We start from the raw sequence: 20,651 nt of genomic DNA, 5'->3' as shown, positions 1-20,651 counted from the left end.
AACTGTGTCGTCAATGGGGAGGACTTGAAAATCCTCATGACGCTCTGTGCGCCAAGGGTCCGACGCACCAGGGCTCTTGACAGCGGGCGCCGTACTCCCTAGCTTCGCCTCTCGTGAAACGATTCATCGTCGAGTCGTTACGGAGTTAAGTTGTGATCAGCAGAAGACGACTGCTCAGCACCACCGCCACGGCCGCCCTGGGTACGGCGATGGCCGCCGGGGCCGTTCCGGCGGCCCACGCCGCCCCCTCAGCGGGGGGCCGGGCCCTACGCGTGACCAAACCGACCGTCGAGTACGTGAGACACCCGCTCGGTCTCGACGTGCCTCGCCCCAGGCTGAGTTGGCCGCTGGCGTCCGATGCGGACGGCCAGGCGCAGAGCGCTTACCAGGTGCACGTGGCCACCACCCCGGAGCGCCTCTCCAAGCCCGACGTGTGGGACAGCGGCAAGGTCGCCTCCAGCGACTCGGTCCTGGTCCCCTACGCGGGACCCGACCTCACGTCCCGTACGCGCTACTACTGGTCGGTGCGGGTCTGGGACACCGCCGGCAAGGCGTCCGCCTGGAGTGAGGCCTCCTGGTGGGAAACGGGGCTCTCCGGGGCGAAGGACTGGACGGCGCGGTGGATCGGCGCCCCCGCCTCCCTCATCGGCGCGCCCTCCCTGACCGGGGCCTCGTGGCTCTGGTTCCCCGAAGGTGACCCCGCGAACAGCGCACCTGCGGCCACCCGTTGGTTCCGGGGTCGCGTCGATGTCCCCGAAGGGGTCACCCGCGCGCGGCTCGTCATGACGGCCGACGACGGTTACACCGCATACGTGAACGGCACGCAGGTGTCGCACACCGAAGCGGACAGCGCCGCCGACAACTGGCGCCGGCCGGCGGTCGTCGACGTGACCGACCGGCTTGGTGCCGGAGCCTCGGTCATCGCCGTCTCCGCCACCAACGCCACGACCGGGCCCGCGGGTCTGCTCGGTGTCCTGGAGCTGACGACCGCCGACGGTGTCCGCACCCTGACCACCGACGGCACATGGAAGACGACCGACAAGGAGCCCTCGGGCGACTGGCGGTCGACGGGATACGACGACGGCTCCTGGACGGCGGCCAAGGTCCTCGCGCCCTGGGGTTCCGGTCCGTGGGGGAAGGTCACACCCGAGCACTGCCCCGCCGCCCAGCTGCGACACGAGTTCCGCCTCCGGCCGGGCAAGAAGGTCGCGCGGGCCCGCCTGTACTCCACGGCCCTCGGTCTCTACGACGCCTGGCTGAACGGCGAGCGCGTCGGCGACGACCGCCTGGCGCCCGGCTGGACCGACTACGACAAGCGGGTCCACTACCAGACATACGACGTGACCAAGCAGCTCAAGTCCGGCGCCAACGCGCTCGGCGTGACGCTCGCGGTCGGCTGGTACGCGGGCAACGTCGGCATGTTCGGTCCGCATCAGTACGGCGAACGCCCGGCGCTCCTGGCCCAGTTGGAGGTCACGTACACCGACGGGTCCACGGACCGTGTGCTGTCGGGCACCGACTGGCGCGCCGCCATGGGGCCGGTCACCGCCGCCGACCTCCTGTCGGGCGAGGACTACGACGCGCGCCTGGAGACCTCGGGCTGGACGCGCACGGGATTCGACGACTCGAAGTGGGTGGCGGCCGACGGCATCGATGACGTCAAGGCCGCCGTCGTGGCTCAAGTCGACGGGCACACGCGCGTGGAGAGCGAGATCTCCGCCCAGAAGGTGACCGAGCCGAAGCCCGGCGTCTTCGTCTTCGACCTCGGTCAGAACATGGTCGGCGCGGTGCGTCTCGCTGTCTCCGGGAAGGCCGGCACGAAGGTCCGGTTGCGCCATGCGGAGGTCCTGAACCCCGACGGCACGCTCTACACCACCAATCTGCGGACCGCGCGTGCCACCGACACCTACACGCTCAAGGGCGGCGGCAAGGAGACGTTCGAACCGCGGTTCACCTTCCACGGCTTCCGCTACGTGGAGGTGACGGGCTACCCGGGCAAGCCACCGCGCGACGCTGTGAGGGGCCGCGTGATCCACACGTCGGCTCCGTTCACGATGGACTTCGAGACCGACGTCCCCATGCTCAACCAGCTGCACAGCAACATCACATGGGGGCAGCGCGGCAACTTCCTCTCCGTTCCCACGGACACACCCGCGCGTGACGAGCGGCTCGGCTGGACCGGCGACATCAACGTCTTCGCGCCGACCGCCGCCTACGTCATGGAGTCGGCGCGCTTCCTCACCAAGTGGCTGGACGACCTGCGCGACGGCCAGGCCGACGACGGTGCCTTCACCGACGTCGCGCCGTTCGTCGGCACGGTCGGCAAGGGAGTGGCCGGCTGGGGCGACGCCGGAGTGACCGTCCCCTGGGCGCTCTACCAGGCGTACGGCGACCAGCGCGTCCTGGAGCAGTCCTGGTCCTCGATGCTGAAGTGGCTCGACTACCTGGAGAAGCACAGCACCGGATATCTGCGCCCCGCCGAGGGTTACGGAGACTGGCTCAACATCCAGGACGAGACTCCCAAGGACGTCATCGGCACCGCCTACTTCGCCCACAGCGCCGACCTCGTCGCGCGGGCGGCCGAAGCACTGGGCAAGGACCCGGCCCCGTACAAGAAGCTCTTCGGGAGCGTCCGTGACGCCTTCCGTGCGGCGTACGTGACCGGTGACGGACGGGTGAAGGGCGACACGCAGACCGCGTACGTGCTCGCCCTGTCGATGGATCTGCTCGCCGACAGCGACCGCGCACCGGCGGCCGCCCGTCTGGTGGAGCTCATCAAGTCCAAGGAATGGCACCTGTCGACAGGCTTCCTGGGCACACCGCGCCTGCTTCCCGTCCTGACGTCCACCGGCCACACGGACGTCGCCTATCGCCTCCTCGTCCAGAAGTCCTTCCCCAGCTGGGGCTACCAGATCGACAAGGGCGCCACGACGATGTGGGAGCGCTGGGACTCCATCAAGCCGGACGGCAGCTTCCAGGACGCCGGCATGAACTCCTTCAACCACTATGCCTATGGCTCGGTGGGCGAGTGGATGTACGCCAACATCGCGGGCATCGCACCGGCCGACCCGGGCTTCCGCAAGATCCTTGTCCGCCCGCGCCCCGGTGGCGGCGTGACCGAGGCGCAGAGCAGTTTCGACGCGCTCTACGGCCCGGTCAGCACCCACTGGAAGACGGACGCGGACGGGTTCCGGCTGACCGTGACCCTGCCCGCCAACACCACCGCCGAGGTGTGGATCCCCGCCGACAAGCGCTCGCAAGTGACGCACGGCGCGGCGGAGTTCCTGCGGATGGAGGACGGCTGCGCCGTCTTCGCCGCCGCATCCGGCACGCACCGATTCTCCAACTGACCCACCCCGACCGCTCTTTCGGAAGGCTGCGCGATGACCGCCGGAACCAGCAAGGACGCCGTGAAAGCGGCACTCACCACCCAGGCCCTGGAGACCCCGTCCTGGGCGTACGGCAACTCCGGTACGCGCTTCAAGGTCTTCGCGCAGCCAGGTGTCCCGCGCACGCCCCGGGAGAAGCTGGACGACGCCGCCCGCGTGCACGCCCACACCGGCGTGGCACCCAGGGTGGCCCTGCACATCCCCTGGGACAGGGTCGACGACTACGCGGCTCTCGCGCAGTACGCGACCGAGCGCGGCGTGACGCTCGGCGCGATCAACGCCAACGTCTTCCAGGACGACGACTACAAACTCGGCTCGGTCACCAACCCGAACCCGACCGTCCGGCGCAAGGCGCTCGACCACCTCCTCGAGTGCGTGGACATCATGGACGCCACGGGTTCACGCGACCTGAAGCTGTGGTTCTCGGATGGCACCAACTACCCCGGCCAGGACGACATCCGCAGCCGTCAGGACCGCTTGGCGGAGGCCCTGCGGACGACGTACGACCGGCTCGGCGACGACCAGCGCATGCTCATCGAGTACAAGCTCTTCGAGCCGGCCTTCTACGCGACGGACATCCCGGACTGGGGCACGGCCTACGCGCACTGCCTGAAGCTGGGGCCGAAGGCGCAGGTCGTCGTCGACACCGGCCACCACGCGCCCGGCACCAACATCGAGTTCATCGTCGCGACGCTGCTGCGCGAGGGGCGCCTCGGCGGCTTCGACTTCAACTCACGCTTCTACGCGGACGACGACCTGATGGCGGGCGCCGCGGACCCCTTCCAGCTCTTCCGGATCATGTACGAGGTCGTCCGGGGCGGCGGCCTGGATTCGGACATCGCCTTCATGCTCGACCAGTGCCACAACATCGAGGCGAAGATCCCCGCGATCATCCGCTCGGTGATGAACGTGCAGGAGGCCACGGCGAAGGCGCTCCTCGTGGACGCGGACGCGCTGGCCGAGGCCCAGCGGACCGGCGATGTGCTCGCCGCCAACGCCGCCCTGATGGACGCCTTCAACACCGACGTCCGCCCCCTACTGGCAGAAGTCAGGGAGGACTCGGGGCTCGACCCTGATCCCATGAGGGCCTATCAGGAGTCAGGCTGGCAGGAGCGAATCGTCAAGGACCGCGTGGGCGGCGAGCAGGCCGGATGGGGGGCATGAGCGGCATGACACAGCACGCACAAGACGCACAGGGCACACGGCAGGCACAGCACGCGCGGATCAAGGAACTCCTCGACCGCGCCCACCGCTTGGGCGCCGACCCGCGCAACACCAATTACGCGGGCGGCAACGCGTCGGCGAAGGGCACGGCCCCCGACCCGGTCACGGGCGCGGACACCGACCTGATGTGGGTCAAGGGCTCGGGCGGCGACCTGGGCACGCTCACCGAGGAGGGCCTCGCGGTCCTGCGCCTGGACCGCCTCCACGCACTCAAGGAGGTGTACGGGGGCCCTGACCACGAGGACGAGATGGTCGGCGCCTTCGACTACTGCCTGCACGGCAAGGGGGGCGCGGCACCGTCCATCGACACCGCGATGCACGCCTTGGTGGACGCGCCGCACGTGGACCATCTGCACCCGGACTCGGGCATCGCCCTGGCCTGCGCCGCGGACGGCGAGAAGCTGACCGCCGAGTGCTTCGGCCCCACGGTGGCCTGGGTGCCCTGGCGCCGCCCCGGTTTCCAGCTGGGCCTGGACATCGCGGCAGTACAGGCGGCGAACCCGGATGCCATCGGCTGCATCCTGGGCGGTCACGGCATCACGGCATGGGGCGCCACGGCGGAGGAGTGCGAGCGCAATTCGCTGCGCATCATCCGCACGGCGGAGGCGTTCCTCTCCGAACGCGGCAAGCCGGCGCCCTTCGGCTCGCCCCTGGACGGGTACGGCCCCCTGCCCACCGCCGAACGCCGCCACCGTGCGGCCGAACTGGCCCCGCACATCCGCTCGCTGGCCTCGCAGGACCGTCCGCAGATCGGCCACTTCACCGACACCGACACCGTCCTCGATTTCCTGGCCTCCTCGGAGCACCCGCGCCTGGCGGCCCTGGGCACATCCTGCCCCGACCACTTCCTCCGCACGAAGATCAGGCCCCTGGTCCTCGACCTGCCCCCCACCGCACCGCTCCAGGAGGCCATCACCCGCCTCAAGGAGCTGCACGCGGCGTACCGAGAGGAATACGCGGCCTACTACGCGCGCCACGCCGACCCGACCTCTCCCGCGATGCGCGGCGCCGATCCGGCCATCGTCCTCGTTCCCGGCGTGGGCATGTTCTCCTTCGGCAAGGACAAGCAGACCGCACGCGTGGCGGGCGAGTTCTATGTGAACGCGATCAACGTCATGCGCGGCGCCGAAGCGGTCTCCGCTTACGCCCCCATCGACGAGTCGGAGAAGTTCCGCATCGAGTACTGGCCCCTGGAGGAGGCAAAGCTCCAGCGCCTTCCGAAGCCCAAGCCCTTGGCCACCCGCGTCGCCCTCGTGACCGGGGCGGGCAGCGGCATCGGCAAGGCGATAGCGCACCGCCTGGTGGCGGAGGGCGCGTGTGTGGCGGTCGCGGACCTCAACGCGGAGAACGCGGCGGCGGTGGCGGAAGAGCTCGGCGGCCCGGACAAGGCCGTGGCCATCCCCATGGACGTCACGTCCGAGGACCAGATCACGGCCGCCTTCGCGTCGGCGGCCCTCGCCTTCGGCGGAGTCGACCTGGTGGTGAACAACGCGGGCATCTCCATCTCCAAGCCGCTGCTGGACACCACGGCCCGGGACTGGGACCTGCAGCACGACATCATGGCCCGCGGCTCGTTCCTCGTCTCCCGCGAGGCGGCGCGCATCATGCGGGACCAGGCCCTGGGCGGCGACATCATCTACATCACATCCAAGAACGCGGTGTTCGCGGGCCCGAACAACATCGCGTACTCCGCGACCAAGGCGGACCAGGCCCACCAAGTCCGGCTGCTCGCCGCCGAGTTGGGCGAGCACGGCATCCGCGTGAACGGCATCAACCCGGACGGGGTGGTGCGGGGCTCGGGAATCTTCGCGGGCGGCTGGGGCGCGCAGCGAGCGGCGACGTACGGGATCGAGGAGGAGAACCTGGGCGAGTTCTACGCCCAGCGGACCCTCCTCAAGCGAGAGGTGCTCCCCGAGCACGTGGCCAACGCGGTCTTCGCCCTGACGGCGGGCGACCTCACCCACACGACGGGCCTGCACATACCGGTGGACGCGGGCGTCGCGGCGGCGTTCCTCAGGTAGCGCAGCCCTTCCGGCCGCCGCGCCATGCCCGGGGGCGTCCACCACCTACGGAGGGGCGGGCGCCCCACCGACCCGCAGCCGCGCATCCCACCGGAGGGGACGTGTCGGTATGTCCGCCCGGAGCACGGCACGCGGCGCTCCGGCGCCGCAGTAGCCCTACGTGCCAACCGAGATGGCGAGGACGGACACACCGGCGCGGCCCCGCACCACAGAGCACCGGGCGACCACGGCGCCCTACACCCAGCCCGCCCTGGGCGGCCACAGGCACCGCACCCGCACCCGCACCCGACCCGCCTCGCCCCACGCGACCACGGGCACCCGCACCCGGGGGATGCGCCCACGCAAGACCCGCATTCGACCCTCATCCCTGCGACTACGCAGGACCGCACTCCCCCCTCTCCTCTGCGACTACGCAAGGCCGTGCTCGACCTTCACCCCTGCGACCACGCAAGTCAGCCCCGACCCTCACCCCTACAACCACCCAAGTCGGCCTCCCAACCCACACCCCCCCAACCACCCAAGCCAGCCCCCTCACTCGCCCCTCGACACTGCGAGCCACCATGCCCATCGCCACCCCGAAGTCCCGCTCCTCGGACCACCACTTCGCCGCGATCGACCTCGGCGCTTCCAGCGGACGCGTCATGGTGGCGAAGGTCGGCGCCGAGACGCTCGCCCTCCAGGAGGCGCACCGCTTCCCCAACCGGCCTGTCCGCGCCGCAGGCACCCTGCACTGGGATGTCCTGTCCCTCTACGCAGGGGTCATCGATGGTCTCCGCGCGGCAGGTTCCGTCGCCCCTCTGACCTCCGTCGGTATCGACGGCTGGGCCGTGGACCACGGTCTCCTCGACGCGGACGGCGCTCTCCTCGGCAACCCCGTGCACTACCGGGACACCCGTACCGAAGGCATCGCGGACAAAGCGTGGGCCACTGTCCCGGCCGCCGAGCTCTACGCCACCACCGGAATCCAGTACGCACCCTTCAACACCCTGTACCAACTGCTGGCCGCCCAGGGCTCGGCTCAACTGGCGGCAGCCAAGCACCTCTTGCTCGTTCCGGACCTGCTGACGTACTGGCTGACGGGCGAACTGGGCACAGAACTCACCAACGCCTCCACCACGCAGCTCATGGACCCCGGCACGGGCAGCTGGGCCCACGAGGTCGCCGGACGCCTCGGCGTGGACCTGGGGCTGTTCCCGGCCCTGCGCCACCCCGGCGACCCGGCCGGCCACCTGCTCCCGCATGTCCTCGAAGACGCCGGTCTGACCTCGCCCACTCCCGTGACGACGGTCGCCTCGCACGACACCGCGTCGGCCGTCGTCGCCGTCCCCGCCACGACCGACGACTTCGCCTACATCTGCACCGGCACCTGGTCGCTCGCGGGCCTGGAGCTGACCGCCCCCGTCCGCACGGAGCAGAGCCGCGAGGCGAACTTCACCAACGAGCTGGGTATCGACGGCACCATCCGCTACCTGCGCAACATCATGGGCCTGTGGCTGCTCCAGGAGTGCCTGCGCACCTGGAACACAGACGGAAGCGCCCCCACCCTCGAAGCGCTGTTGATCGAAGCCGCCGCCGCTCCCGGCCTGCGCTCCCTCGTCGACGCGGCAGACCCCGCCTTCCTGGCCCCCGGCGACATGCCGCACCGCATCGCCCAAGCCTGCGAGGCCACAGGTCAGCCCGTCCCTTCCACCCCCGCCGAGACGACACGCTGCATCCTCGACTCCCTCGCCCTGGCCCACCGGCGGGCCATCGAGGACGCCCAACGCCTCGCGGACCGAGCCGTGGACGTGGTGCACATAGTCGGCGGCGGGGCCCGCAACGCGCTCCTGTGTCAGCTCACCGCGGACGCCTGCGGACTGCCCGTCGTCGCGGGGCCGGCAGAGGCAGCGGCACTGGGCAACATACTCGTCCAGGCCAGGGCACATGGGCTGCTGGGCGAGGACCGCCACGCAATGCGCGCCCTGCTGGCCCGCACCCAGCCACTGAGTCGCTACGAGCCGACCCGCGACCCCGCGAACAGGGCAGCGTGGCAGGAGGCATCCCGCCGCGTACTCCCCTGACGCGCCTCGCATCACGACTCCCGCACAGCGCCCACAGCGCATACGCTGCACCCATCCGATGATCGACGAGGAGGAACCCGCGATGCGTGTCGCTCTGTTCCTGACCTGTGTCAACGACACGCTCTATCCCGACACAGGCCGAGCGGTGGTGAAACTGCTGACCAGACTGGGAGTTGACGTCGACTTCCCGATGGCGCAGACCTGCTGCGGGCAGGCGCACTACAACACGGGGTACCGCCACCAGGCAGAGCCGCTCGCCCGTCATTTCTCCGATGTCTTCGGCTCGGAGGAGTACGACGCGATCGTCACGCCCTCCGGATCGTGCGGCGCGATGGTCCGCGAACTCTACCCCCGCATGGGAGAGCGGGCCCGTGCCGAGGGCCGAGGTGGCGGCCTGGCGGCGACGCTGGCGCCCGTCGTGCCCAAGACGTACGAACTCACCGAGTTCCTGGTGGACGTTCTCGGCGTGACGGATGTGGGGGCGTACTACCCGCACACGGTGACGTACCACCCGACCTGCCACGGCCTGCGCAGCCTCGGCCTCGGTGACCGTCCCACGCGACTGCTCCAGGCGGTGAAGGGGCTCGAACTGCGGGCGCTCCCGGGAGCGGACGAGTGCTGCGGCTTCGGCGGCACCTTCGCGATGAAGAACTCCGATGTCTCGTCGGCGATGGGCACGGACAAGGTGCGCAACGCGGAGTCGACGGGCGCCGACGCCCTGTGCGCCGCGGACAACTCCTGTCTGATGCACATCGGGGGCACGATGTCCCGGCTCAAGAGCGGCCTGCGCCCGGTCCACATCGCGGAGATCCTGGCGAGCACGGAAGAGGAGCCACTGTCATGAGCGGCACATTCGTAGGCATGCCCGCCTTCCCCGCCGCCGCCCGCGAGGCCGTGGGTGACAAGACCCTGCGCGCCAATCTGCGGCACGCCACGCACACCATCCGTGACAAGCGGGCCCGCGCGGTCGCCGAACTGGACGACTGGGCGCAGCTCCGCGAGGCGGGCAAGCAGATCAAGGACGAGACCCTGCGCCATCTCGACCGCCATCTGGTCCAGTTGGAGAAGTCGGTCACGGCGGCGGGCGGCACCGTGCACTGGGCGGCGGACGCCGACGAGGCCAACCGGATCGTCGCGGACCTGGTCAAGGCCACCGGTGAGTCCGAAGTCGTCAAGGTCAAGTCGATGGCGACCCAGGAGATCGGTCTCAACGAAGCTCTCGAGGCCGAGGGCATCGCCGCGTACGAGACCGATCTCGCCGAACTCATCGTGCAGCTCGGCAAGGACCGTCCCTCGCACATCCTCGTGCCCGCCATCCACCGCAACCGCGGTGAGATCCGCGAGATCTTCGCGCGCGAGATGAGCGAGTGGGGCCGCCCCGCCCCGGATGGTCTCACCGACACGCCCGCCGATCTCGCGGAGGCCGCCCGTCTGCACCTCCGGGAGAAGTTCCTGCGCGCCAAGGTCGGCGTCTCCGGGGCCAACTTCATGGTCGCCGAGACGGGCACCCTGGTCGTCGTCGAGTCGGAGGGCAACGGCCGCATGTGTCTGACGCTGCCCGAGACGCTGATCTCGGTCGTCGGCATCGAGAAGGTCGTGCCGACCTGGCGGGACCTGGAGGTCTTCCTGCAGACGCTCCCCCGCTCCTCGACGGCCGAGCGGATGAACCCGTACACGTCGATGTGGACCGGCACGACCGACGAGGACGGGCCGCGCGACTTCCACCTCGTGCTCCTCGACAACGGCCGCAGCGACACGCTCGCCGACGAGGTGGGCCGCCAGGCGCTGCGCTGCATCCGCTGCTCGGCCTGCCTCAACGTCTGCCCCGTGTACGAGCGGGCCGGAGGTCACGCCTACGGCTCGGTCTATCCCGGCCCCATCGGAGCGATCCTCAGCCCGCAACTCCGGGGCACGCAGAGCGAGATCGACGCCTCGCTCCCCTACGCCTCGTCCCTCTGCGGCGCCTGCTACGACGTGTGCCCGGTGGCCATCGACATCCCCGAGGTCCTCGTCCATCTGCGGGAGCGGGTGGTCCAGGGCGGTGAAGTGACACGGAACGGCACGAAGGCGACGCTGCGGCCCGCGAAGGGGCACGCGGCCGAGCGGGCCGCGATGCGCGCGGCGGGCCTGGCCTTCGGCCGGCCGGGGGTGCTGCGGGCCGGGCAGCGGCTGGCGTCCGGCACCCGGCGCTTCCACCCGCGCACGCTTCCCGGCCCCGGGCAGGCGTGGAGCGGGACGCGCGATCTGCCGAAGGTGCCCGCGGAGCCGTTCCGCGACTGGTGGCGGCGTACGAACGGCGGCCAGGTGGAGAAGGCGCGGAAGGGCGGCACGAAGTGAGCAGCAGGGAGCAGATCCTCGGCCGCGTCCGACGAGCGCTGGCCGACGTACGTGACGGCGAGGAGCAGGAGGAGAGGGACGCCGACAACGCAGCCGTCACCCGCGACTACCTGCGCGAACACGGCGACCGCACCACCGAGCAGACCGTCGACCTGCTAGCGGAGAACCTCGCCGACTATCGCGCGCTCGTGCACCGCTGCGCGGACGCGGAGCTGCCGGAACTGCTCACGCGTCTGCTCGCGGCACGCGGTGCACGGTCCGTACTCGTGCCGCCCGGTCTCCCGCCGGAGTGGCTGGGGGCCTCCGGCGCGACCCGTGTCGAGGACCGCGCCGCGAGCACTCCGCGTGAGCTCGACGCGGTCGACAGCGTCGTCACCGGCTGCGCGGTCGCCGTCGCCGAGACCGGCACGATCGTCCTGGACGGCGGGCCCGACCAGGGCCGCCGGCGGATCACGCTCGTCCCCGACCACCACATCTGTGTCGTACGGGTCCCGGACCAGGTGGTCTCCTCCGTACCGCAGGCACTCGAACGGCTCGACCCCGCCCGGCCGCTGACCTGGATCTCGGGACCGTCCGCGACCAGCGACATCGAACTGGACCGGGTGGAGGGCGTGCACGGCCCGCGCACCCTGGAGGTGGTGCTGGTGAGCGGAGTGTGAGGGCCGCGGTTAGCGTGAGTGCATGATCCGGTTCGAGCAGGTGAGCAAGCGCTACCCGGACGGCACGATGGCCGTGGACGACCTGTCCTTCGAGGTCGCCGAGGGGGAACTGGTCACGCTCGTCGGCCCTTCCGGCTGCGGCAAGACGACCACGATGATGATGGTGAACCGTCTCATCGAGCCGACCGCGGGCCGCATCTTCGTGAACGACGAGAACATCGCGGACGTCGACCCCGTCCGCCTTCGCCGCCGTATCGGCTACGTCATCCAGCAGGTAGGGCTCTTCCCGCACCGGACGATCCTCGACAACACGGCGACCGTTCCCGCGCTGATCGGCTGGAAGAAGGCGAAGGCACGGGCGCGGGCGGCCGAGCTGCTCGACCTGGTGGGCCTCGACCCGAAGACCTACGGCTCCCGCTACCCCGAGCAGCTGTCCGGCGGGCAGCGCCAGCGGGTGGGCGTGGCGCGCGCCCTGGCCGCCGACCCGCCCGTTCTCCTCATGGATGAGCCGTTCGGGGCGGTCGACCCAGTGGTGCGCGAGCAGTTGCAGGACGAGTTCCTGCGGATGCAGGCGACGGTCCGCAAGACGGTTCTCCTGGTCACGCACGACATCGAGGAGGCGGTCAGGCTCGGTGACCGGATCGCGGTCTACGGGGAGGGCCGCATCGAGCAGTACGACACTCCCGGCGCGGTGCTCGGCACTCCGGCGACGCCGTACGTCGCCGGGTTCGTGGGCGCCGACCGCGGCCTGAAGCGGCTCTCGGTCACCGAGATCCAGCCGGACGACCTCGAGCAGCCGACGGTGGTCAGGCTCGACGAGCCCGCCGCGCACGCCGCGGCCCGGCTGCGCGAGGAGGACGCCCGCTGGGGCGTCGTCCTGGACACGGGCGGAGATCTGCACGGCTGGGTCGGCATCGACGAGGTCGCGCTCGCCGGCGAGGGCGGCAGAGTGGGCGATCTGGCCCACCGCATGAAGGCGTGGGTGCCGGTGGGCGCCCCGCTCAAGCAGGCGTTCGGTGTGATGCTCCAGCACGACGCGGGCTGGGTCGCGGTCCTCGACGGCGCTCGCTTCCTCGGCGTACTGACCCCGGCGAAGCTGCACGAGGCCCTGCGCCGCTCGGTGGACGCGGACGCGCAGGGCGTGCCCCGGGATCAGGTGGAGTTCGACTCGGTGGCCGACGCCTGAACTCGAGTGGCAGGCCTCACCAGGCCTCACCACACCACGACGGGACTTACAGCAGCCCCTTCTCCTCAAGGAACGTACGCGCGACGTCCTGCGGCAGCCGCCTCCAGCTGTCCACCTGCTCGTTCATGGACGCCAGGTCCGCCGTGGTCAGCACGGAGTTGAGGCGGCCGAGTGCTTTCGCGACGCCCTCGCTTCCGGCGCGGGAGCGGTTGACGACCGGGACGATGTAGTCGGCGTTCTGGAGTTTCTTGTCGTCCTTCAGCAGGACGAGGCCGAAGTTGTCGAGCGTGGCATCCGTCGACGTGGTGAGGACCATCTGGTCCTGACCGCTCTGCACGGCCTTCTTGGCCTGGGTCGTGCCCACACCCTTCGGGTCGACGGACGTGATGTCGATGCCGTAGACCTCCTTCAGGCCGGGTTCGCAGTACGGGCGTTGCACGCATTCGTCGCCCGCGGCGAGGCGTACCTTCAGGCCGGACTTGCCGAGGTCGCTCAACGTCTTGAGGTGGTGCTCCTTGGCGAAGGACGCCGTGACGGCGAACGCGTTCTGGTCCACGGCCTTGCCCGGGTCGAGGACGGTGAGGCCGCGCGGCGTTGCGAGTCCGCGCAGGGCCTTCATGGTGGCGTCCAGGTCGGGTGAGCCGACCGGCTTCGCGTCGGCGCCGTTCTTCTTGGCGTTCAGCCAGTCCGCGAAGGTAGCCGCGTACTCGGGGACGACGTCGATCTGCCCGGACTCCAGGGCGGGTTCGTAGAGCTCGCGATTGGCCACGGAGAGGATCTCCGCCCCGTATCCGGCCTTCTGCAGGAGCAGGGAGTACATCTGGGCGAGCAGATCGCTCTCGGTGAACCCCGCCGAACCGACGACCAGGTGGCGGCTGTCGCCGGGTGGCGCGGTCACCTCGCCCTGGGTCTCCAGGGACGGCCCCGAGGCGCAGCCGCCCAGGAGCAGGACGCCCCCGACGACGGCAGCCGTACCCCGCCCCACGCGCCGCCTCATCCCGTCCGTCCTCTCCCCCGCGCCCACCCGGGGGCGAGCCGTTCGCCGATCTCGAAGAGCCCCTCGACGATCAGCGCGAACACGGCGACCAGCACGGCGCCCGCCACCACCTGCGGGGTGCTCGCGAGGTTGAAGCCGGCCGTGATGATCCGGCCGAGTCCCCCGCCGCCCGCGAGGGCCGCGATCGTGGCGGTGGCCACGAGCTGCACGGCGGCGATCCGCACCCCGCTGAGGACCAGCGGCATCGCGAGCGGCAGCTCGACCCGCCACAGCATCTGCCGTCCCGTCATGCCCATGCCGCGCGCGGCCTGTACGACGCTGCGGTCGACGCCGCGCATACCCACGTAGGCGTTGGTGAGCAGCGGCGGCACGGCGAACAGTACGAGCGCGACCACGGTGGGGCCCTCGCCCCATCGTCCGATGGGGGTGAGGAGCAGCAGGACGAGGACCGCGAAGGTCGGCACCGCGCGGCCGACGTTGGAGATGTTGACCGCGAGGGCACCGCCCTTGCCGAGGTGGCCGAGGACGAGCGCGACCGGCAGCGCGATCAGGCAGCTCAGCAGCAGGCACACGACGGTGAGGACGAGATGCTGGGTGAGCCGGTGCCAGATGCCGTCGTCGCCCGCCCAGTGGGCCGAGTCGGTGAGCCACTGCCAGGCGTCACTGATGGTGTTCATGAGCGGACCGCCCTCGTCCACGGGGTGAGGATCCGCTGCACGCCGAGGAGCAGCAGATCGGCGAGTACGGCGATGACGACGCACAGCACGGACGCGGTCAGGACCTGCGCCTTGAAGTAGGTGTTCATGCCCGCGTAGATCAGGTTGCCCAGCCCGCCGAAGCCGACGATCGCGCCGACCGTGACGAGGGAGACCGCGGAGACGGTGGCGATGCGCAGTCCCGCCATGGCGGCGGGCAGCGCGAGCGGCAGTTCGACCGTGAGCAGGAGCCGGATCGGTCCGTAGCCCATGCCGCGGGCGGCCTGCCGGGTGTCCTCGGGGACGGCGCGCAGCCCGGCCAGGATGTTGCGCACGAGCAGCGTCAGCGAGTACAGGACGAGCCCCGCGACCACGAGGGAGGCGGAGAGGCCGTACACGGGGAGCAGCAGCGAGAACATCGCGAGCGAGGGGATCGTGTAGAGGATCGTGGTCAGCGCGAGGACGGGCCCGGCCGCCAGGGCCCAGCGGCGGGCGACGACGGCGAGTGGGACGGCGATGACGAGCGCGATGAGCACGGAGACCGCGGTCAGCTCCAGATGCTGGAGGACCGCGTCGACGATGATCTGGCGGCGGGTGCTCAGGTACTCACCGCAGATCCACTCGTTGCGCGCGAGGCAGTCGTCCGGGGGCGCGGTCACGTGTTCATTCCAGCGGGCGTGGCGTGCGACGGCGCGTTCTGGTCCCCCGTACGGGCGGCGACCGATGGGACGCGAATCGCCCACGACTACACATAAAGAAAAAATAAGCGCAGAATGGATACGTGCGACATTCCGCCGCGCGAGGTCATCAGGCCTGTATCAAACAGAGGAGACGAGTCTCATGGCCGACGTCTCACACAGGGGAGACATAGCCGCTCACCCTGACGTATCCGAAATGCGGGATCGGTATGCCCGCGTACTCGGTGGAAAAGATGTGGCACTCGTGGACGGGCCCGTGTTCCTCACGGGCCTCTTCTGTGCCATCTCCCCGTGGGTGGTGCACTTCGCCACCAGCCAGCCAGTCCTCACGACGCACAACCTCATCATGGGCATCGCGATCGGCCTGCTGGGCCTCGGGTTCACCGTCGCGCCTGCCAGGATGTACGGCCTGAGCTGGGCCATGTGCGCCATGGGCGTGTGGATGATCGTGTCGCCGTGGGTCGTCGGTTCGAGCCCTGACATGGGCGTCATCCTGACCAACATCATCATCGGCGGCCTCACTCTCCTGTTGGGCCTCGTGTGCATCGGCGCATCGGCGAAGGAGGGCCGAAAGGCGACCTCGACCTGACACGGGAAGACGGAGCCACACCAGCGCGGCGGCCCCCGGATCGGCGGAGAGCCGGGAGCCGCCGTTTCGGTCGTGCGAGCGCGTCAGGCGGCGCGGCTCACGCGCCCACGATGGCCACGGATGATGTCGGCATAGCGCAGACCGCTGCCCTTGACGGTGCGTCGCTGCGTCTCGTAGTCGACGTGGACCAGGCCGAAACGCTTGTCGTAGCCATAGGCCCACTCGAAGTTGTCGAGCAGGGACCACGCGTAGTACCCGGCCAGCGGCGCTCCCTTGCGGGCGGCGCTCGCGCAGGCGGCGAGATGCCGGACGAGGTAGTCGGTGCGCTCCGGGTCGTCGATCGTGCCGTCGGGGCGTACGACGTCGGGGTAGGACGAGCCGTTCTCGGTGACGTACAGCTTGCGCGCGCCGTATTCGTTCGTCAGGCGCAGCAGGAGCGTCTCGATGCCGCTCGCGTCGATCTCCCAGTCCATGCCGGTGCGGGGCACGCCTTCGCGGCGCACCTGGTGGGCGTAGGGAGCTGGCCCCGCGGGGTCGTCGGAGACGACAGCCGGGAAGTAGTAGTTCAGGCCCAGCCAGTCGAGCGGCTGCGCGATGGTCGCCAAGTCACCCGCGCGCTCCGGGAGTTCGACCCCGTAGACCTCCAGCATGTCGGCTGGGAAGTCGCGGCCGTGCACCGGGTCGAGCCACCAGCGGTTGGTGTGGCCGTCCACGCGGCGGGCGGCGGCTACGTCCTCGGGGCGGTCGCTCGCGGGCTCGACCGTGGAGAGGTTGTTGACGATGCCGATCTGCGCGCCGGGCGCCGCGGCGCGGATGGCCTGGGTGGCGAGCCCGTGCCCGAGCAGCAGGTGGTACGAGGCACGCACGGCGGCGTTCAGGTCGGTCAGGCCCGGCGCCATGCGGCCTTCGAGGTGGCCGATCCACGCCGAGCAGAGGGGTTCGTTCAGCGTCGCCCACTGCGTGACGCGGTCGCCGAAGCGCTCGGCGGCGATGGACGCGTACGCCGCGAAGTGCTCGGCCGTCTCCCGCTCGGGCCAGCCACCGCGGTCCTGGAGCACCTGTGGCAGGTCCCAGTGGTAGAGGGTCACCGACGGCGTGATGCCCGCGTCGAGCAGGCCGTCGATCAACTGGTCGTAGAAGTCGAGGCCCTTGGCGTTGGCCGGCCCGTCACCACCCGGTACGACGCGCGGCCAGGCGAGGGACAACCGGTAGGCGTTGGTGCCCAGTTGCTTCATCAACGCGATGTCCTCGCGCCAGCGGTGGTAGTGGTCGCAGGCCACGTCACCGTGATCGGCGTTGTCGATCTTTCCGGGGGTGTGCGAGAAGGTGTCCCAGATCGAGGGGGAACGGCCGTCCTCGGAGACGGCGCCCTCGATCTGGTACGCCGATGTGGCCGTCCCCCACGCGAAGTCGTTCGGCAGTGCGGCAAGGTCGATGAGCTCGGACACAGACGTCCTCTCAGACGGGGTGGTGACAGGGGAGTGGGTCACTTGACGGCTCCGGCGGTGAGGCCGGCGACCAGATAGCGCTGGAGCAGGAGGAAGCCCGCCACCACGGGAATGCTCACGACCAGTGACGCGGCCATGATCTGGTTCCAGTAGACGTCGTTCTGGGTGGAGTAGCCCTGCAGACCGATGGCGAGAGTGCGGGTGGCGTCGTTCGTCATCACGGAGGCGAAGAGCACTTCCCCCCACGCGGTCATGAACGCGTAGACGGCGACCGCGACGATGCCGGGGATCGCGGCGGGCACGACGACCTTGAAGAGCGCGCCGATCGGCCCACAGCCGTCGACGAGCGCCGCCTCGTCCAGATCGCGCGGCACCGAGTCGAAGTACCCGATCAGCATCCAGATCGAGAACGGCAGCGAGAAGGTCAGATACGTGAGGATCAGCCCGCCCCGGGAGCCGAACAGGGCGATCCCCGTGGCGTTGCCGATGTTGACGTACATCAGGAACAGCGGCAGCAGGAACAGGATGCCGGGGAACATCTGCGTGGACAGGACCGTCACCGTGAAGACGCGCTTGCCGCGGAACTGGTAGCGGCTGACGGCGTAGGCGGCGAAGACGGCGATCACCACCGAGCAGACGGTGGCCGCGCCCGCCACGATCAGCGAGTTCAAGAAGTACTTCGCCAGCGGAACGGTCTTCCAGATGTCGATGTACGGGCGGATCGTGAGCCCGCTCGGCATCCAGCGGAACTTGCCCGACACGTCCTCGAGGGGCTTGAGCGAGCTGGAGACCATCACGAACACGGGGAGGAGTACGAAGCCCGTGAGCAGCGTCAGGAAGATCCGCCGTGACCACAGGAACGAGCGGGGCGCCGCCATCGGCGACCGGGGCTTCGCGGCCCCGCGGGGCGGCGCGGCCGTGCGGACGCTAGACATGAGCGGACTTCCTCTCGCGCGAAGTGACCCACAGATAGACGCCCGTCACGGCGAGCAGGAACAGCAGCAGCAGGACGGACATGGCGGAGCCGGTGCCGAAGTTCCAGGTGACGAACGAGGACTGGTAGATGTGGATCGAGACCAGGTCCGCGGCCTCGGGCGCCGACCTGCCGAACAGGACGTACGGCGTGTTGAAGTCGTTGAACGTCCACAGGAACAGGACGAGCACGAGGACCTGGTTGACGGAGCGCAGGGACGGCAGTGTGATGCGGCGGATCTGCTGCCACATGCCCGCGCCGTCGAGCGCGGCCGCCTCGTACATCTCTCTCGGGATGTTCTGCAGCCCCGCCATCATGATGAGGAAGGCGAACGGCCAGCCCTTCCACACCGACACGGTGAGCAGCGCGACGAAGCTGTTGTCGCCGATGAGCCAGAACGGCGCGCTGTCGGTGAGGCCCAACTGGTCGTGCAGCACGTGGTTGATGAGGCCGTTGTCACGCTGGAACATGAAGCCCCAGGTGATCACCGCGGCGTAGACGGGCAGTGCGTACGGAACGAGGAAGAGCGCCCTGAGGAAGCCCCTCCCCTTGAACGTCTCCTGCAGATAGATCGCGGCGGTCGTCCCGATCAGCCAGCACAGGCCCACCGAGAGCACTGTGAACGCGCAGGTGACGAGGAACGAGTGCAGCAGCGCCTCGCCCACCGGTGCGTCGAAGTCGACCGCGATCTCGTAGTTGTCCAGGCCGGACCAAGGCGCGGCGCCCCAGTCGCGGATGAAGAACTGGGTGAGCTCCTTGAAGCTCATCGTGATGCCGATGACGATCGGCAGCAGATGGACGAGGAGTTCGAGCAGGAGGGCCGGCAGCAGCAGGAGGTACGGCAGGCCGATGCGGCGGAGCCGTCCGGGACGGCGGCGCGGGCCGCGCTCCGTCTCCGGGGCGGTCGCGGACGGCTCCTTCGCACTGTGCACGATGGTCGTGGTCCCGGTCACGGTCGTGTCGCTCACTGCGAGGACATCTGCTGCTGAGCCTTGACCAGTTCGGCCTTCACCGACGCGGTGGTGACCTCACGGCCGTCCGCGGCGTTCGCGAAGAGGTTCTTGACGGCGGTGCCGACCGCGGTCTCGAACTGCGACTCGTTGGGCACCTGGGGCAGCGGCGCGGCGCTCTTGGCGAGGGTGTCGCGCAGAACCTTCAGCTCGGGGCGGTCGAAGGCTGCGTCCTCCTGCGCCGCCTTGACGGGCGGCACGGATCCGTAGGACTTGCACAGGATCTTCTGTTCCGCGTCGCTGGTCATGAACTTCACGAACTTCAGTGAGCCGTCGATGTTCTTGGTGTTCTTGAAGACGGCCATGTTGATGCCGGCGACCATCGAGTTGGTGGCCTTGCCCGCGCCCGGAGCGCCGGAGTCGACCGGCACGGGCGCCACGCCCCACTCGTCGTCGCTCATGCCCTGCGACTTGAAGGTGGTGGCGGCGGCCTGCCACAGCACCATCGCCGTTTTGTCCTTGGCGAAGTCGCTCAGGGACTGGTTCTGCGCGTACTCCGCGTTGCCCGGGGCGATGATCTTGTCCTTCGCCATCATGTCGACGTACTGCTTGACGGCAGCGACCGCGCCGTCCGACGTGAAGTCCGCCTTGCCGTCCGCGGTGAAGAAGTCGGCGCCGTGCTGCTTGCCGAGGGCGAAGACCTGGTGGATGTTGTTGGAGAGGTTCGCCCCCTCGGCACCCAGGGCCCACTTGCCGCCCTTGGAGATCTTCTTGCCGTCCTCGACCAGCTCGTCCCAGGTGGCGGGCGGCTTGTCTATGCCAGCCTCGTCGAACATCTTTTTGTTGTAGTAGAGGGCGTACGCCATGGAGTACAGCGGCACGGCTGCCGGGTCCTTGTCCGGTGCGCCGGCCGAGCCGAGCGCGGACTCCACGAAGCGGTCCTTGCCACCGATCTTGTCGAAGTTCTTCTCGTCCCAGGGCAGCAGGGCGCCGCTGGCCTGGAGCGACGCGCTCCAGGTGTTGCCGATGTTCAGGACGTCGGGGCCCTGGCCCGAGGTCGTCGCGGTCAGGATCCGGTTGAGCAGCTCCGACCACGGGATGACTTCGAGCTTGACCTTGATCCCCGTCTGCTTCTCGAACTTGGCGAGTTCGGGCTTGAGGATCTTCTTGTCCGCCTCGACGTTGGGGCCTTGGTTCGACGCCCAGTAGGTCAGCGTCTTCGGCGAATCGTTGGATCCGCCGCCCCCCGACGTCGAACCGCCGCCGCAGGCGGACGCGGTGAGGGCGAGCGAGAGAGTGGCGGCGCCGACGGCGGCGGCTCGGAATCTGCGCATGGCTCCAGGTGTCCCTTCCGGAGGGAGTCATGGGGAGGATGGCTGGCCCAGCGCCGGGTCGAGCAGCGCCGCGTTCAACTCTTGAATGCCC

The 20,651-nt window shown here is 69.6% G+C and carries 16 protein-coding genes; 9 read left to right on the top strand and 7 right to left on the bottom strand.

All coding sequences use genetic code 11. The features are described 5' to 3' along the window. Positions 1-152: 152 nt before the first annotated feature. The 8 genes from ACIBCK_RS09115 to ACIBCK_RS09080 all read left to right on the top strand — a co-directional run bounded on the left by ACIBCK_RS09115 (position 153) and on the right by ACIBCK_RS09080 (position 12,876). Positions 153-3,350 carry an alpha-L-rhamnosidase gene (locus ACIBCK_RS09115; protein WP_399388203.1) on the top strand — a complete coding sequence of 1,066 codons (3,198 nt, stop codon included), beginning with the start codon at positions 153-155 and terminating at the stop codon, positions 3,348-3,350. Positions 3,351-3,383: 33 nt separating this feature from the next. Next, entirely contained in the window at positions 3,384-4,553 is a 1,170-nt protein-coding gene (gene rhaI / locus ACIBCK_RS09110) for an L-rhamnose isomerase (protein ID WP_399388202.1), read from the top strand. Positions 4,554-4,558: 5 nt separating this feature from the next. Beyond that, the gene (locus ACIBCK_RS09105) at positions 4,559-6,634 is read left to right on the top strand and encodes a bifunctional aldolase/short-chain dehydrogenase (protein ID WP_399388898.1); all 2,076 of its coding nucleotides are present in this window, start codon (positions 4,559-4,561) and stop codon (positions 6,632-6,634) included. Between the two features lie 560 nt (positions 6,635-7,194). Next, a complete protein-coding gene (locus ACIBCK_RS09100) occupies positions 7,195-8,694 on the top strand; it encodes a rhamnulokinase family protein (RefSeq protein WP_399388200.1) in 1,500 nt (499 codons plus the stop codon). A gap of 82 nt (positions 8,695-8,776) precedes the next feature. Further along, positions 8,777-9,538 (top strand): (Fe-S)-binding protein, encoded by a 762-nt coding sequence (locus tag ACIBCK_RS09095; RefSeq protein ID WP_399388198.1) that lies wholly within the window; start codon positions 8,777-8,779, stop codon positions 9,536-9,538. Beyond that, positions 9,535-11,031 (top strand): lactate utilization protein B, encoded by a 1,497-nt coding sequence (locus ACIBCK_RS09090; protein WP_399388196.1) that lies wholly within the window; start codon positions 9,535-9,537, stop codon positions 11,029-11,031. Before ACIBCK_RS09095 ends, ACIBCK_RS09090 begins: the two co-directional genes overlap by 4 nt. Further along, positions 11,028-11,690, top strand: coding sequence for a lactate utilization protein C (locus ACIBCK_RS09085; RefSeq protein WP_399388194.1), 663 nt, complete (start codon positions 11,028-11,030; stop codon positions 11,688-11,690). Before ACIBCK_RS09090 ends, ACIBCK_RS09085 begins: the two co-directional genes overlap by 4 nt. Positions 11,691-11,712: 22 nt before the next feature. Then, positions 11,713-12,876 (top strand): ABC transporter ATP-binding protein, encoded by a 1,164-nt coding sequence (locus ACIBCK_RS09080; protein WP_399388193.1) that lies wholly within the window; start codon positions 11,713-11,715, stop codon positions 12,874-12,876. Positions 12,877-12,922: 46 nt separating this feature from the next. Here ACIBCK_RS09080 and ACIBCK_RS09075 read toward each other — a convergent pair whose 3' ends face one another. The 3 genes from ACIBCK_RS09075 to ACIBCK_RS09065 are packed head-to-tail and all read right to left on the bottom strand — an operon-like array spanning position 12,923 to position 15,227. After that, positions 12,923-13,873 (bottom strand): ABC transporter substrate-binding protein, encoded by a 951-nt coding sequence (locus ACIBCK_RS09075; RefSeq protein WP_399388191.1) that lies wholly within the window; start codon positions 13,871-13,873, stop codon positions 12,923-12,925. Next, complete coding sequence (locus ACIBCK_RS09070) at positions 13,870-14,550, bottom strand: ABC transporter permease (RefSeq protein WP_399388189.1); 681 nt, start codon at positions 14,548-14,550, stop codon at positions 13,870-13,872. Before ACIBCK_RS09070 ends, ACIBCK_RS09075 begins: the two co-directional genes overlap by 4 nt. Continuing rightward, entirely contained in the window at positions 14,547-15,227 is a 681-nt protein-coding gene (locus tag ACIBCK_RS09065; RefSeq protein WP_399388188.1) for an ABC transporter permease, read from the bottom strand. The genes ACIBCK_RS09070 and ACIBCK_RS09065 overlap by 4 nt, the downstream gene beginning before the upstream one ends. Positions 15,228-15,408: 181 nt before the next feature. Between ACIBCK_RS09065 and ACIBCK_RS09060 the strand changes: the two genes are divergently transcribed. Continuing rightward, a complete protein-coding gene (locus tag ACIBCK_RS09060) occupies positions 15,409-15,855 on the top strand; it encodes an SPW repeat protein (RefSeq protein ID WP_399388186.1) in 447 nt (148 codons plus the stop codon). A gap of 83 nt (positions 15,856-15,938) precedes the next feature. Here ACIBCK_RS09060 and ACIBCK_RS09055 read toward each other — a convergent pair whose 3' ends face one another. From ACIBCK_RS09055 to ACIBCK_RS09040, 4 genes are read right to left on the bottom strand one after another with little or no spacing between them, the layout of a single operon-like run. Further along, entirely contained in the window at positions 15,939-17,303 is a 1,365-nt protein-coding gene (locus ACIBCK_RS09055; protein ID WP_399388184.1) for a GH1 family beta-glucosidase, read from the bottom strand. 38 nt (positions 17,304-17,341) lie between these two features. After that, positions 17,342-18,238, bottom strand: a complete 897-nt coding sequence (locus ACIBCK_RS09050; RefSeq protein ID WP_399388183.1) for a carbohydrate ABC transporter permease — start codon at positions 18,236-18,238, stop codon at positions 17,342-17,344. After that, positions 18,231-19,211, bottom strand: coding sequence for a carbohydrate ABC transporter permease (locus tag ACIBCK_RS09045; protein WP_399388896.1), 981 nt, complete (start codon positions 19,209-19,211; stop codon positions 18,231-18,233). The genes ACIBCK_RS09050 and ACIBCK_RS09045 overlap by 8 nt, the downstream gene beginning before the upstream one ends. 29 nt (positions 19,212-19,240) lie before the next feature. Further along, positions 19,241-20,560, bottom strand: coding sequence for an ABC transporter substrate-binding protein (locus tag ACIBCK_RS09040; protein WP_399388181.1), 1,320 nt, complete (start codon positions 20,558-20,560; stop codon positions 19,241-19,243). Positions 20,561-20,651 lie beyond the last annotated feature (91 nt).

This window comes from Streptomyces sp. NPDC051218 (assembly GCF_044455475.1).
GTDB lineage: Bacteria > Actinomycetota > Actinomycetes > Streptomycetales > Streptomycetaceae > Streptomyces.
This window is presented reverse-complemented; position numbering and strand designations above follow the sequence as displayed.

Bases quoted from the DNA above. Each gene is read 5' to 3' on its own strand.
- rhaI (WP_399388202.1), top strand. From the start codon at position 3,384: ATGACCGCCGGAACCAGCAAGGACGCCGTGAAAGCGGCACTCACCACC.
- ACIBCK_RS09105 (WP_399388898.1), top strand. From the start codon at position 4,559: ATGACACAGCACGCACAAGACGCACAGGGCACACGGCAGGCACAGCAC.
- ACIBCK_RS09100 (WP_399388200.1), top strand. From the start codon at position 7,195: ATGCCCATCGCCACCCCGAAGTCCCGCTCCTCGGACCACCACTTCGCC.
- ACIBCK_RS09095 (WP_399388198.1), top strand. From the start codon at position 8,777: ATGCGTGTCGCTCTGTTCCTGACCTGTGTCAACGACACGCTCTATCCC.
- ACIBCK_RS09090 (WP_399388196.1), top strand. From the start codon at position 9,535: ATGAGCGGCACATTCGTAGGCATGCCCGCCTTCCCCGCCGCCGCCCGC.
- ACIBCK_RS09080 (WP_399388193.1), top strand. From the start codon at position 11,713: ATGATCCGGTTCGAGCAGGTGAGCAAGCGCTACCCGGACGGCACGATG.
- ACIBCK_RS09075 (WP_399388191.1), bottom strand. From the start codon at position 13,873: ATGAGGCGGCGCGTGGGGCGGGGTACGGCTGCCGTCGTCGGGGGCGTC.
- ACIBCK_RS09070 (WP_399388189.1), bottom strand. From the start codon at position 14,550: ATGAACACCATCAGTGACGCCTGGCAGTGGCTCACCGACTCGGCCCAC.
- ACIBCK_RS09060 (WP_399388186.1), top strand. From the start codon at position 15,409: ATGGCCGACGTCTCACACAGGGGAGACATAGCCGCTCACCCTGACGTA.
- ACIBCK_RS09050 (WP_399388183.1), bottom strand. From the start codon at position 18,238: ATGTCTAGCGTCCGCACGGCCGCGCCGCCCCGCGGGGCCGCGAAGCCC.
- ACIBCK_RS09040 (WP_399388181.1), bottom strand. From the start codon at position 20,560: ATGCGCAGATTCCGAGCCGCCGCCGTCGGCGCCGCCACTCTCTCGCTC.